Consider the following 13,695-nt stretch of genomic DNA (forward strand, 5'->3'; position numbering starts at 1 on the left):
TCAACAACAGCCGTTTCAGCGCACGCGCGCTACGTACCATTACTAACATGTAATGACAGCTACCTTGCAATGGACACTACCTTGCGTCACAAGGGTGCTCAGCAACGGGCCAAGGTCGGAGACCGCAACGCCGTGACGGAAGCCATTGAAGTTCAACTGAAGAAAGGCGTGCTGGCGCTGTGCGTGCTGGCCCTGCTGTCGAAAGCCGACAGCTACGCCTACGAAATCGCCAGCAAGCTCGCCAAGGACATCGATATGGGGGAAGGGACGATCTACCCGCTCATGCGCCGCATGCAGTCGGACGGCCAGGTCGAGACCTATCTGGTGGAATCCCAGAGCGGTCCGCCGCGCAAGTACTACCGCCTGACCGAGGCCGGGCGGGCCAGCTTCACGGCCCAGAAGACCGAATGGGCGGCGTTCGTTTCCGCCGTCGAAAACATCCTGGGAGCCGCCGCATGACGCGCGCCGAATTCCTCACCCGCCTCAAGCGCGGGCTGGCGGGCCTGCCGGCCGCCCAGATCGCCGACATCGTCGCCGACTACGAAGCCCACTTCAACGACGCCCAGGAGGCCGGGCGCAGCGAGAGCGAAGTGGCCGCCGCCCTGGGCGAGCCCGAAAGACTTGCCCGGGAACAGCGCGCCGAACAGGGCGTCCGGCGCTGGGAGGAGACCAAGAACCCCTCGGCCGCCGCCGGAGCGATCTTCGCCGTCGTCGGCCTGGGCGCCATCGACATCCTCTTCCTGCTGCCGCTGCTGATGGGCGTGCTGGGGACGCTGTTCGCCTTCTTCATGGCCGCCATCGGCGTCTTCGTGGCCGGCGGCGCGGTGACCACCGTGGGACCGTTCGCCGGACCGCCCGGCGGCCCCGCGGTGGCCTTCCTGCTGGGCATCGGCCTGATGGCCGGAGCCACCGCCCTGGCCGCGGTCACCACCCTGCTGACCATCGGCCTGGTCAACGGCCTGATCTGGTACGGCCGCCTCCACTACCGGCTGCTGAAGCCGGCCATCGAAACCCAGGTCTGAGGGGACCGCCATGATCCGCAACCTGACCATCGTCGCCGTCGCCAGCTTCGTGCTCTGCGTCGGCTGCTTCGCCGGGGCCTTCGCGCTCGGCGGACGCGACATCGTCAAGAACGGCTGGAGCTTCCCGGCCGACTGGAACATCGAGGTCAACGACGACAACGACCACATCCACATCGGACCCGGCTCGTCGACCGCCGACAATGGCGAGACCACCACCCGGAACATCGCCTGGAGCGGCTCGGACGCCCTGCAGATCGACGTGCCGGCCGAGGTGATCTTCACCCAGGCCGCGCCGGGGGCCGGCGCCAGCGTCAGGATCGTCGGGCCCCAGCGCCTGGTCGACCGGGTGACCCTGGAGAACGGCCGGCTGACCTTGCGCGACGGCGACGGCGGCGAGGGCTCGATCTCCATCCACGGGCACGGCGTGCATATCAGCCGCGACAGCGACCAGCTGTCGGTGGAGATCGTCGCGCCGGGCGTGCGGACCTTCACCCTGAACGGCAGCGGCGACCTCTATCTGAAAGCCTATGACCAGCCCGACCTGGCGCTGGAGATCAACGGCAGCGGCCATGTCGACGCCCAGGGCAAGGCCAAGAAGGTCGACCTGCGGGTCTCCGGCTCGGGCGAGGCTGACCTGCGCGGCCTCGACACCGGCGACGCCAAGGTCGCCCTGGCCGGCAGCGGCGAGGCGCACGTCGCCCCCCACGGGGCGGCCGAGGTCGAGGTGGCCGGCAGCGGCGACGTCTACCTGACCAGCAAGCCGACCGTCCTCAGCTCCGACGTCGCCGGCTCGGGCGAGGTGCACCAGGACTGGTGAGCAGGCCCTTCGCACTTGCCCCCTACTGGCCTTCGGCCGTCTTCCCCCAGAGGGGGAAGAGCCTAAAGCGCAAAGGCTCCGCCCCCTATGGGGGCGGACAGACCGCGAAGCGGTCAGGTGGGGGCAAGTGCGCTTGCACGGCCCTCCCCCGCGTCGAATCGTCGTCGGGGTGATGACGGGGGCGGACGAAACGCTTACCTGTAACCCCATGACCGCTCCCCTCACCGCCCCGTCCCTGCTGGCCTCGGCCAATGTCGATCCCGAGCGCGCCCGCGCCATCCTGGGCGAGGCCCTGGCCGGCGCCGACGACGGGGAACTGTTCGTCGAGCGCTCGGAAAGCGAATCCTTCGTCTTCGACGACGGCCGGCTGAAGAGCGCCTCCTACGATTCGGGCGAGGGCTTCGGCCTGCGCGTGGTGGCGGGCGAGACCGCCGGCTACGCCCATTCGGCCGAGATCTCTGAGGCCGCCATCGGCCGCGCCGCCGATTCGGCCCGGCTGGCCCGTCGCGGCTATGCCGGCGTCAGCGCCGAGGCCCCGCGCGCCACCAACGAAAAGCTCTATGGCGAGGACGACCCGGTCGCCTCCCCCGCCTTCTCCGACAAGGTCGCGCTCCTTCAGGAGATCGACGCCTTCGCCCGCTCGCGCGATCCACGCGTCGTCCAGGTGATGGCCTCGATGGCCGGCGAGCGGCGCGTGGTCGAGATCCTGCGCGCCGACGGCCGCCTGCTGCGCGACGTCCGCCCGCTGGTGCGGGTCAATGTCCAGGTCACGGTCGAGAAGGACGGCCGCCGCGAGGCCGGCACGTCCGGGGCCGGCGGCCGCGCCGGCTTTTCCGCCTGGATCAGCCCCGACAAGTGGCGGGCCCAGGTCGACGAGGCCCTGCGCATGGCCCTGGTCAACCTGGACGCCGTGGCCTGCCCGGCCGGCGAGATGGACGTGGTGCTGGGCCCCGGCTGGAACGGCGTGCTGCTGCACGAGGCCGTCGGCCACGGCCTGGAGGGCGACTTCAACCGCAAGGGCATCAGCGCCTTTTCCGGCCGCATCGGCGAACGGGTGGCGGCCAAGGGCGTCACCGTGTTCGACGACGGGGCGATCCCCGGCCGCCGCGGCTCTCTGACCATCGACGACGAGGGCACGCCGACCGAGCGCACCGTGCTGATCGAGGACGGGATCCTGGTCGGCTACATGCACGACCGGATGAGCGCCCGCCTGATGGGCATGGCGCCCACCGGCAACGGCCGCCGCCAGTCCTACGCCCACATGCCCATGCCGCGCATGACCAACACCGGCATGCTGGCCGGCCAGGACGACCCGGCCGAGATGATCGCCTCGATGAAGCGCGGCCTCTACTGCGCCAATTTCGGCGGCGGCCAGGTCGACATCACCAACGGCAAGTTCGTCTTCCAGTGCACCGAGGCCTATCTGGTCGAGGACGGCAAGATCAGCGCCCCGGTCAAGGGTGCCACCCTGATCGGCGACGGCCCCAGCGCCCTGACCCGCGTGACGATGATCGGCAACGACTTCGACTTCGACCCCGGCATCGGCGTCTGCGGCAAGTCGGGCCAGGGCGTGCCGGTGGGCGTGGGCCAGCCCTCGCTGAAGATCACCGGCCTGACCGTGGGCGGCACGGCGGTTTAGGCAAGGCTGGCCCGAGGGATCTGGCGATGACGCGGGAAGAGGGTCTTGGTCGCGCCATCCGGCTGGTGGCGGCGCTAAACCTGGCCTATTTCGGCGTGGAGTTCGCCGTGGCGCTGCACATCGGGTCGGTCTCGCTGCTGGCCGACAGCATCGACTTCCTCGAGGACGCGGCCGTCAACTTCCTGATCCTCGTCGCTCTCGGCTGGAGCGCCAGGCGAAGGGCCCGGGTCGGCATGGCCCTGGCGGGCGTCCTGCTGGCGCCGGCCCTGGCCTTCCTCTGGGCCCTGTGGCGCAAGTACGCCGATCCTGTCCCGCCCGAGGCCCTGCGCCTGACCCTGACCGGGGCCGGCGCCCTGGCCGTCAACCTCTGTTGCGCGTTCGTCCTGGCCCGGTTCCGGCATCATTCGGGCAGCCTGACCAAGGCGGCGTTCCTGTCGGCCCGCAACGACGCGCTGGCGAACATCGCGATCATCGCCGCGGGCGCCGCCACGCTGTTCACCCGCTCGCCCTGGCCCGACGTGGTCGTCGGCCTGGGCGTCGCCTGCATGAACATCGACGCCGCCAAGGCGGTCTGGACGGCGGCCCGTGGCGAGCACGAGGCCGAGCAAAACCAGGCCGAACCCTAAGCCAAGACATTATCTGGAAAAGGAAAAATGGCGCCCACCCAGGTGATCGGCGGAAACATTTCACAAATGTAACCTACCTTTCGGTTTTGTAACTTGGCCTTGCGCCACCCGGCGCACAGGGTCGCGACCAACAAAGCGGGGGCGCTTTGGGGGTATCGCGCCATGGGTCTGGCTTCCGTCGTCTTTGTCCTGGGACTGGCCTCGCCGCAGGCCCAGGCCGACCCCGCCCCGGCCGCGCCCCTGCAGGTCGCCGCGCCCGCCGCCGAGGCCCAGCGCGGGGTGACGGCCTATCCGCCCGAGTTCTTCGCCGAGCAGCGGCCCAGCACCGCCTTCGACATGATCACCCGCCTGCCCGGCTTCCGGCTGGATCGCGGCGACAGCGCCCGCGGCTTCGCCGGCACAGCCGGCAACGTGCTGGTCAACGGCGAGCGCCCCACCACCAAGAGCGACAGCCTCGAGGACATCCTCAAGCGCATCTCGGCCTCGGCCGTCGAGCGGGTGGAGCTGATCCGCGGCGGCGCCCCGGGCATCGACATGCAGGGCCAGACGATCCTGGCCAATGTGGTGATCAAGTCGACGGTGCAGGTCGAGAAGGTCGCCAACATCCAGACCTATCTCTATCCCGACGGCCTGTTCGGCCCGCTGCTGGAGTTCCAGGCCTCGCGCCGCGACGGGATCAACGAGATCGAGGGCTCGCTGAAGGCCACCGTCGACCGCACCGACCAGACCTTCGACGGCGGCGCGCGGGTGACCAGCTTCCCCGACGGCCGCCCGACCATCCGCGAAGCGGTCAAGGGCTACGACCAGATCCAGAACTATGCGGCGCGCGGCGCGATCCAGCGGGCGGCGCCGGGCGGCAAGATCCGGGTCAACGGCAAGATCGAGTACTTCTCGTTCGATCGCGACGTCGTCTACACCCGCTACCAGCCCAGTCCCGGCCGCCAGGACAGCGGCGAGACCAGCCAGGAATGGACCGGCGAGTTCGGCGCCCGCTACGACGCCCGGCTGGGTCCGCGCACCGACCTGCAGCTGGTGTTCCTGCAAAACCTGGGCGACGAGATCTATGGCTCGACCCTGGCCCTGCCCGGCCGCGCCGAGGTCTATCGCGAGCGCGACAAGACCGGCGAGAGCATCCTGCGCGGCGAGCTCAAGCACCGCCGCTCCCAGGCCCTGTCGCTGGAGGGCAGCGTCGAGGGCGCCTACAATTTCCTGGACGGCGACACCCGCTACGACGTCAACGGCGCCCCGGTCGACATCGGCCCGCCGCATGTGAAGGTCGAGGAGCTGCGCGGCGAGGCGGCCGGCAAGGCGGTGTGGCGCGCCACGCCGAAACTGACGATCGAGGCCGGGGCGCGGATGGAGGTCTCGCGCATCACCCAGAGCGGCGGCGTCGACGTGGAGCGCAGCTTCTTCTACCCCAAGCCCCGGGTGCTGGCGACCTGGAGCCCCAACAGCGTCGACCAGCTGCGGGTGCGGGTCGAGCGCGAGGTCGGCCAGCTGGACTTCGGCGACTTCATCGCCTCGGCCGACCTGACGGCCGGCAGCCAGGACGGCGCGGACGTCAACCTGGAGCCCCAGCGCTCGTGGGTCGGCGAGGTCGCCTGGGAGCGGCGGTTCTGGGGCGCGGGCTCGCTGTCGACCACCCTGACTCACGCCGAGATCTCCGATGTCGTCGACTACAAGCCCCTGAAAGGCGGTGGCGACGCGCCCAGCAACATCGGCTCGGGCCGGTCCGACCAGTTCGTGATCCTGATGACCCTGCCGACCCAGAGGCTGGGCGTTTCCGGCGGCCAGGTGAAGGCCCGCCTCAGCTGGTTCGACAGCGAGGTCACCGATCCGGTCACCTTCCACAAGCGCCGCATCACCAACGCCACGCCATTCGTCTGCAACCTCAGCTTCACGCGCGACATGCCGGGCGGCAAATGGAGCTGGGGAGCCTCGCGCAACTGCCCCAACGAGTACAGCCGCTTCCGCCTGGGCGAGGTGCGCACCCAACGCTTCGAGCCGTATTTCGAGGGCTTCGTCGAGTGGAAGCCCGGCCCCGACCTGACGGTGCGCACCACCCTGTCCAACTGGACCTCGCGCAACGTCACGCGCGAGCGGGTGATCTACAAGGGCTCACGCGCCGACGGCCTGGTGGACCGCGTCGAGTACCGCTCGCTGCCGTTCGAGCCGTACCTGTTCGTTCAGGTGAGGAAGCGGCTGGGTTAGGGGGCGGCAGACCTTGGCGCCTCGCCTCCCACCCCACTATCGAGACCAGCTTGACAACACCGTTCGAAGGGCGCATTCCGCCGCCGCGCTCGTTGCTGCACTGCAGCGGCGAGACGAACAACGGAAACCCAGACCCCATGCCTAGCGACAGTCACAGTCGATCCACCACGCCGCGAAAAGCGTCGCGCTAGGGGTTCAACGGGCTCCTTGCTGACGGCCGATCGCGGCCATAGTCACAAGGTGAAGCCCCATGGTTTTCCTCTCCGGAGACCTCAAGGCCGCGCGCCCGCTCGCGCGCTTCCTCCGCGCCGGAACCATCCCCTCGTGGGCGGATCTGGTCGCCTTCGTCCTGCTCGCCGCCCTGGCCATCCTGGTCGTGCGCGGCGCCGAGGACATGAGCCAGCCCCTGGCGGCCCTGCACGCCGCCCCGGTGACGCTGGACCCCGCGCGCCTGCCCGAATACGCGCTGCGCACCACGCTGCGGATGTTCCTGGCGCTTTTCGCCTCGCTCGTCTTCACGTTCACGGTCGCCACCCTGGCGGCCAGGAGCCGAAAGGCCGAGCTGCTGATCGTGCCGGCGCTGGACATCCTGCAATCGGTGCCGGTGCTGGGTTTCCTGACCTTCACGGTCACCTTCTTCATGGGCCTGTTCCCCGGCCGCCAGCTGGGTGTGGAGTGCGCGGCGATCTTCGCCATCTTCACCAGCCAGGCCTGGAACATGGCCTTCAGCTTCTACCAGTCGCTGCGGACCATCCCCGCTGACCTGGACGAGGTCAGCCGCCAGTTCGGCTTTTCGCCCTGGCGGCGCTTTACACGACTGGAACTGCCGTTCGCCACGCCCGGCCTGGTCTGGAATGTGATGATGTCGATGTCGGGCGGCTGGTTCTTCGTCGTGGCGTCCGAGGCCATCACCGTGGGCGACACCACCGTCACCCTGCCGGGCATCGGCTCGTGGCTGTCGGTGGCCATCGCCCGCCAGGACATGAAGGCCGTCGCCTTCGGGGTCGCGGCCATGGCCGTGGTCATCGTCCTCTACGACCAGCTGGTCTTCCGTCCGATCGTCGCCTGGGCCGACAAGTTCCGCTTCGAGCAGACCGCCAGCCAGCAGCGGCCGGCCTCGTGGCTCTATGACCTGCTGCGTCGCGCGGCGTGGACACGGTCGCTGGCCCAGCCGTTGGCGACCGCCGCACGCCGCATCGCGGACCTGCGCCCGCCTATCCGTCTCTCACCATCGCGCCTTCCGCCCCCGCCGCCCCTCGTCGGCCGGAGCATCGACGGTCTCTGGCTGCTGGCGGTCGCCGCGACGGTCGGCGGCGGGATCTGGACCCTGTGGTCGTTCCTCAGCGCGCGCCTGACCGTCGGCGATCTTGGCGAAGTGTCGGTCCTCGGCCTGGCGACCCTGGTTCGGGTGGTGGCGCTGATCGCCCTGACGACCCTGATCTGGGTTCCGATCGGCGTCTGGATCGGCCTGCGTCCGGCCTGGGCCGAGCGCCTGCAGCCGATCGCCCAGTTCCTGGCCGCCTTCCCGGCCAATGTGATGTTCCCGTTCGCCGTGGCGGCCATCGTCGCCCTGCATCTGAACCCCAACGTCTGGCTCTCGCCGCTGATGGTGCTGGGGACCCAGTGGTACATCCTGTTCAACGTCATCGCCGGGGCCAGCGCCATCCCCAGCGACCTGAAGGAGGCCGCCGGCATGTTCGGCCTCAAGGGCTGGCAGTGGTGGCGCCAGGTCGCGATCCCGGGGATCTTCCCCTACTACGTGACCGGCGCGCTGACCGCTTCAGGCGGGTCGTGGAACGCCAGCATCGTCGCCGAGGCGGTCAGCTGGGGCCACGAGCACCTCGAGGCGGCGGGCCTGGGGGCCTACATCGCCAAGGCCACCGCGGCCGGCGACGGGGCGCGCGTCGCCCTGGGCGTGGCCGTCATGTCCGTCTTCGTCATCGCCTTCAATCGCGCGCTGTGGCGGCCGATGTACCGCTTCGCCGAACGTCGCCTGCGCCTGGCCTAAAGGGAGATCATCCCATGACCCACTTCACCCACGTCAAGGACACCCGCCTGGTCGAGGCCAAGGCCGTGCGTCACCTCTATGGCAAGGCCGAGGGCGCCAACCTGCTGGTGCTCGACAATGTCGACCTGACCCTGTGCGAAAACGAGATCGTCGGCCTCTTGGGCCGGTCGGGCTCGGGCAAGTCGACCCTGCTGCGCTCGATCGCCGGGCTGATCCGGCCGACCTCGGGCGAGATCATCTTCCCCGAGCGGGTCGACGGGCCGACCACGGTCAGCATGGTGTTCCAGAGCTTCGCGCTCTTTCCCTGGCTGACGGTCCTGCAGAACGTCGAGGTCGGACTGGAGGCCAAGGGCGTCAAGCCGGCCGAGCGCCGCCGCCGCGCGCTTGCCGCCATCGACCTGATCGGACTGGACGGCTTCGAGAACGCCTATCCCAAGGAGCTGTCGGGCGGCATGCGCCAGCGCGTGGGCCTGGCCCGCGCCCTGGTGGTCGATCCCTCGATCCTGCTGATGGACGAGCCGTTCTCGGCCCTGGACGTCCTGACCGCCGAGACCCTGCGCACCGACCTGCTCGACCTTTGGGGCGAGGGGCGGATGCCGATCAAGTCCATCCTGATGGTCACCCACAACATCGAGGAGGCGGTGCTGATGTGCGACCGCATCCTGGTGTTCTCGTCCAATCCGGGCCGCGTGGTCTCGACGATCAAGGTCGACCTGCCCCAGCCGCGCAACCGCCAGGATCCGGCCTTCCGGGATCTGGTCGAGCGGATCTACGCCCAGATGACCCGGCCCGACCAGGCCCCCGCGGCCCGCGACGGGGTCTTTCCCGGCATCGGCCTTGGCTTGGTGTTGCCGCGTGTCTCGACCAATGTCCTCGCCGGCTTGATCGAAGCGGTGCATGCTGCTCCATTCGATGGCCGGGCCCCGATGTCGGACCTCGCTCAAGACCTGCGGTACGAGGCCGACGAGCTGTTCCCCATCGCCGAGACCCTGCAGTTGCTGCGCTTGGCCGAGCTGCGCGAGGGCGATTTGGTGCTGACCGCCACCGCCCGCCGTTACGCCGAGGCCGACGTCGACGCCCGCAAGGCGATCTTCGCGCAGCAGCTCCTGAGCCATGTCCCGCTGGCCGCGCACGTACGGCGAGTGCTGGACGACCGGCCCAGCCACGCCGCGCCGGCCAGCCGCTTCCGCGATGAACTGGAGGACTTCATGTCCGCCGACTATGCCGACCAGACTCTGCGGTCGGTGACCAACTGGAGCCGCTATGCCGAGGCCTTCTCGTACGACGAGGGGGTAGACCGGTTCTCGCTGGACGACGCCGTCTAGAGCAAATCGCGCGATATAGGAATCGCACGATTTTCTATATCTCTTTGTTTTCGCATCGTTTTTGCGGAAAACCGGCATCCACTTTTCCGCGCGATGCTCTAGAACCCAGGGGAAGGCCATGACCTTGAAACTCGTCATCCTGGGCGCGGCCATCGCCGCGTCCAGCCTTCTCGCGGCCGAAGCCCGGGCGTCGGGCAACGAACACGTCGTCGACGATGCGGCGGTCGAGACGCCGGGCGTCTGCCACCTGGAGATCTGGACCACTCGGTTTTCACAACGGCAGGGCCTGATCAATCTCTCGCCGGCCTGCACGCGCAAGGCTTGGCCTCGGCTGGAGATCGGCGGGGGGCTACAGCGCGTCTGGAGCGACGGCGCCGTCGAGACCGCGGTTGGGCCCGCCCTGAAGCTCAACATCCTGCCGGAAGAGAAGGGGGTTGGGCTCGGCTTGGCGGGAGCGGCTGGCTACGGCGTGCGCGCGGGCCATCTCGACACCGCCAGCCTGATCGCGCCGGTCACGATCCCTGTCAGCCAGAGGCTGCGGGTCAACTTGAACGCAGGCTGGAGCTATGTCCGCGCCGACGCCAAGTCCCACGCCGCCTTTGTCGGCGCCCAGGCCGAGTGGACCATGGCGAGAAACTTGACCTTGATGGTCGAGACTTTCCGGCGTGGAGCCGGCCATACTGGCGGCCAGCTCGGCCTGCGCTGGACCCCGGGCGGCGGGCGGTTCGATCTCGATCTCGTCGCTGGTCGCCGGATCGACGGCGCCAGCCCGCGGGCGATCTCGATCGGTCTGACGATGCGACGGTGAACGCCGGCCAACGGACGGCGCGACATTCCGGCGGTGTCGTAGGTTCCGCTATGGGCGCACCATCGCCCTCCGCCCCCTACTTGTTGACGATCTTGATGATCCGCTTCGACGACGGGCGGCCCGACAGGCCCTTGCCGGGGGCGTAGGTGACCGTCAGGTCGCCGCCCTTCAGGGTTGCGCCGGGCTTGTGCCCCTCGGCCAGCAGGACGCGGGTCACGCGGGTCAGCAGGTTGCGGTCGCCGTCGCGGGCCATGCGCTCGAAGGCCTCGGCGGTGACGGTGGCGGTGTCGGCGACCAGGACCGAGGTGGCGGGGGTGGCGTCGTCGACGGTCTCGAACGCCACCCGGTGCTGGGCCGCGCGGCTGGCCCGGGCGCTGGCCTGGACCAGCCGCTGGAACAGGGCGTTGACCGAGATGAACGGCGGCGGCTGGATCGAGCTGGCCTTGCCCATCAGGGCCGCGGCGTCGCCGCCGGGCCGCTCGCGGGTGAACAGGGTCATGCCGCCCAGCTTGCTGGCCCGCAGCACCGGCTCGCCCAGCTCGTTCTTGTAGATGGTGTCGCCGCGCGGCGCCGGCTGGGGCGACAGCACCCAGACCTCGGAGCTGTTCTCGAACTTCAGCAGGGGCTGGGGCGCGGCACGGTCCAGGATGAAGGCGTCGCCGGTCTCGGCCACATAGCGGGCGATGGGCGGCGCCGGCGCCTTGCGGGTCTCGCCCCGGGCGCCGAAGAACGCGTCGCGCAGGCTGGACTGGGCGTTCGCGGCGCCGCCCGTGGCCGCGCCCGTGGCCGCGAAGGCGAACGCCAGCAAAATCGCCCAGCGCCCTGGCCCCGTCATCACAGCCGATCGACTCTTCATCCCCAGCGTCATGCCCGGGGACTGGGGCGAATCTTGGACGCCGAAGACCTTGTTGCCGCCACGCAATTTCCCGAAGACGTCATGAAATGCTTGGAAAGATTACCCCGCCGGCCGGAATCTTCGAACCGGCGGGGAGTCTTCGTCAAGCGCCCATGTCTTTTTGCGACGACCTGTGGCCTTTCGGTCGCGCCCCTGGTCGCGTTCTGGGACCGCTCCCATTTGCAACCCTGGAGGGTCGCCCGGAACCTCAGGCCGCCATGTACTGGCCGCCGTTGAGGGTCAGGGTCGCGCCGGTCACGAAGCCCGCCCGCTCGCCGGCCAGGAACGAGACCATGTCGGCGATCTCCTCGCCCTTGCCCAGGCGGCCGACGGGGATGCCGGCGATGATGCCGGCCAGGACGTTCTCGGGTACGGCCGCGACCATCTCGGTGTCGATATAGCCCGGGCAGATGACGTTGACCGTGACGCCCTTCTTGGCGTTCTCCAGGGCCAGGGCCTTGGTGAAGCCGATCAGCCCGGCCTTGGCGGCCGAATAGTTGGTCTGGCCCATCTGGCCCTTCTGGCCGTTGATCGAGCTGATGTTGATGATCCGGCCCCAGCCGCGCTCGCGCATGCCCTCGATGACCGGACGGGTCATGTTGAAGGCCGAGTCCATGTTGACCCGGATCACTTCGGACCACTGCTCGTAGGTCATCTTGTGCAGCATGCCGTCGCGGGTGATGCCGGCGTTGTTGACCAGCACCTCGACCGGACCCAGCTCGGCCTCGACCTTCTTGACGGCGGCGGCGCAGTCGTCAAACGAGCCGACATTGCCCTTGACCACCATCACGCCCAGCTCCTTGGCGCAGGCCGCGGCGGCCTCCTCGTTGCCGGAATAGCCGGCCGCCACCTTGAGGCCGTCGGCGACCAGCCGCTCGCAGATCGCCCGACCGATGCCCCGGGTGCCGCCGGTCACGAACGCAACTCTCGCCATGTTTCTCTCCCGTTGAGGTCTCTTATCGTTGCACGGGACCGGCGACGGGGGACAAGCCCCCGCCGACGATCGTCATGAAGATTTGGCCAACAAGCGTTTCCCGCCAGGCCTCGGCCGTCGTCAGACCGCCTCGACGCACAGGGCCACGCCCATGCCGCCGCCGATGCACAGGGTGGCCAGGCCCTTCCGGGCGCCCGAGCGCTTCATCTCGTGGACCAGGGTGGTCAGGATGCGCGCGCCCGAGGCGCCGATCGGGTGGCCGATGGCGATGGCGCCGCCGTTGACATTGACCTTGGCCGGATCCAGGCCCAGCTCGCCGACCACGCAGAGCGACTGGGCGGCGAAGGCCTCGTTGCTCTCGACCAGGTCCAGGTCCGAGACCTTCCAGCCGGCCTTTTCCAGGGCCTTCTTGCTGGCCGGGATCGGGCCGGTGCCCATGATCTCGGGCTCGACCCCGGCGTTGGCCCACGAAGCGATCCGGGCCAGCGGGGTCAGGCCGCGCTTCTTGGCCTCGTCGGCGCTCATCAGCACCAGGGCCGCGGCGCCGTCGTTCAGGCCCGAGGCGTTGGCGGCGGTGACCGTGCCGTCCTTGGTGAAGGCCGGCTTGAGGCCCGAAATCCCGTCATAGGTGACGCCGTGGCGGATGAACTCGTCCTTGTCGACGACGGTGTCGCCCTTGCGGCCCTTGATGGTGACCGGGACGATCTCGGCGTCGAACTTGCCGGCCTTCTGGGCGGCCTCGGCCTTGTTCTGGCTGGCGACGGCGAACTTGTCCTGGGCCTCGCGGGTGATCTGCCAGCGGGCGGCGATGTTCTCGGCGGTCTGGCCCATGTGGTAGCCGTGGAAGGCGTCCCACAGGCCGTCCTTGATCATGGTGTCGACAAAGCCCAGGTCGCCCATCTTCTGGCCGTTGCGCAGGCTCTGGGCGTGCGGGGCCTGGCTCATGCTTTCCTGGCCGCCCACCACCACGATGTTGGCGTCGCCGGCGGCGATCTGCTGGGCGCCCAGGGCCACGGCCCGCAGGCCCGAGCCGCACAGCTGGTTCAGGCTCCAGGCCGGGCTCTCGACCGGGACGCCGGCGTTGACCGAGGCCTGGCGGGCCGGACCCTGGCCGGCGCCGGCCTGCAGCACCTGGCCCAGGATCACCTCGTCGACGTCGGCCGGCGCGATGCCGGCGCGCTCGACGGCGGCCTGGATGGCCACCTTGCCCAGTTCATGGGCCGGCAGGCTGGACAGGGCGCCGAGGAAGGATCCGACCGGGGTGCGGGCGGCGGAAACGATGACGATGTCGCTCATGGCGAAGGAACTCCCGTGACGTGTCTTTCGGGCGCTCCTCGCGGACGCGGCGCCCTTGATTTTGCAGTGCAACATCACCTTGCACAAAGCGGCAGGGTTCGTCACGCGCACATT

The 13,695-nt window shown here is 69.2% G+C and carries 12 protein-coding genes; 9 read left to right on the top strand and 3 right to left on the bottom strand.

Annotated elements, in window-relative coordinates:
* The first annotated feature begins 132 nt into the window (after window positions 1–132).
* The 9 genes from EV278_RS00685 (at window position 133) to EV278_RS00725 (ending at window position 10,456) form a co-directional block, all read left to right on the top strand.
* Window positions 133–459: a PadR family transcriptional regulator gene (locus EV278_RS00685; RefSeq protein ID WP_132086279.1), complete on the top strand. Its 327-nt coding sequence runs from the start codon at window positions 133–135 to the stop codon at window positions 457–459.
* Complete coding sequence (locus EV278_RS00690) at window positions 456–1,022, top strand: DUF1700 domain-containing protein (RefSeq protein WP_132085666.1); 567 nt, start codon at window positions 456–458, stop codon at window positions 1,020–1,022. Before EV278_RS00685 ends, EV278_RS00690 begins: the two co-directional genes overlap by 4 nt.
* 10 nt (window positions 1,023–1,032) lie before the next feature.
* Window positions 1,033–1,839, top strand: a complete 807-nt coding sequence (locus EV278_RS00695) for a DUF2807 domain-containing protein (RefSeq protein WP_132085668.1) — start codon at window positions 1,033–1,035, stop codon at window positions 1,837–1,839.
* 208 nt (window positions 1,840–2,047) lie between these two features.
* Entirely contained in the window at window positions 2,048–3,478 is a 1,431-nt protein-coding gene (tldD, locus tag EV278_RS00700; protein ID WP_165916483.1) for a metalloprotease TldD, read from the top strand.
* 26 nt (window positions 3,479–3,504) lie between these two features.
* Window positions 3,505–4,104: a cation transporter gene (locus EV278_RS00705; protein WP_132085670.1), complete on the top strand. Its 600-nt coding sequence runs from the start codon at window positions 3,505–3,507 to the stop codon at window positions 4,102–4,104.
* A gap of 162 nt (window positions 4,105–4,266) precedes the next feature.
* On the top strand, window positions 4,267–6,315 hold the full coding sequence (locus tag EV278_RS00710) for a TonB-dependent receptor (protein ID WP_132085672.1): 2,049 nt from the start codon (window positions 4,267–4,269) through the stop codon (window positions 6,313–6,315).
* A gap of 250 nt (window positions 6,316–6,565) precedes the next feature.
* A complete protein-coding gene (locus tag EV278_RS00715) occupies window positions 6,566–8,323 on the top strand; it encodes an ABC transporter permease subunit (protein WP_132085674.1) in 1,758 nt (585 codons plus the stop codon).
* Window positions 8,324–8,337: 14 nt separating this feature from the next.
* Window positions 8,338–9,648 carry a nitrate/sulfonate/bicarbonate ABC transporter ATP-binding protein gene (locus tag EV278_RS00720; RefSeq protein ID WP_132085676.1) on the top strand — a complete coding sequence of 437 codons (1,311 nt, stop codon included), beginning with the start codon at window positions 8,338–8,340 and terminating at the stop codon, window positions 9,646–9,648.
* A 118-nt stretch (window positions 9,649–9,766) separates the two neighbouring features.
* On the top strand, window positions 9,767–10,456 hold the full coding sequence (locus tag EV278_RS00725) for a hypothetical protein (protein WP_132085678.1): 690 nt from the start codon (window positions 9,767–9,769) through the stop codon (window positions 10,454–10,456).
* A 76-nt stretch (window positions 10,457–10,532) separates the two neighbouring features.
* On the opposite strand, the gene EV278_RS00730 is transcribed toward EV278_RS00725, so the two are convergent.
* The 3 genes from EV278_RS00730 to EV278_RS00740 all read right to left on the bottom strand — a co-directional run bounded on the left by EV278_RS00730 (window position 10,533) and on the right by EV278_RS00740 (window position 13,581).
* Complete coding sequence (locus tag EV278_RS00730) at window positions 10,533–11,291, bottom strand: DUF4908 domain-containing protein (protein ID WP_243692030.1); 759 nt, start codon at window positions 11,289–11,291, stop codon at window positions 10,533–10,535.
* Window positions 11,292–11,559: 268 nt separating this feature from the next.
* Window positions 11,560–12,285: a beta-ketoacyl-ACP reductase gene (locus EV278_RS00735; RefSeq protein ID WP_132085682.1), complete on the bottom strand. Its 726-nt coding sequence runs from the start codon at window positions 12,283–12,285 to the stop codon at window positions 11,560–11,562.
* A gap of 120 nt (window positions 12,286–12,405) precedes the next feature.
* Window positions 12,406–13,581 carry an acetyl-CoA C-acetyltransferase gene (locus EV278_RS00740; protein WP_132085684.1) on the bottom strand — a complete coding sequence of 392 codons (1,176 nt, stop codon included), beginning with the start codon at window positions 13,579–13,581 and terminating at the stop codon, window positions 12,406–12,408.
* Window positions 13,582–13,695 lie beyond the last annotated feature (114 nt).

This window comes from Caulobacter sp. BK020, assembly GCF_004342605.1.
Lineage (GTDB): Bacteria > Pseudomonadota > Alphaproteobacteria > Caulobacterales > Caulobacteraceae > Caulobacter.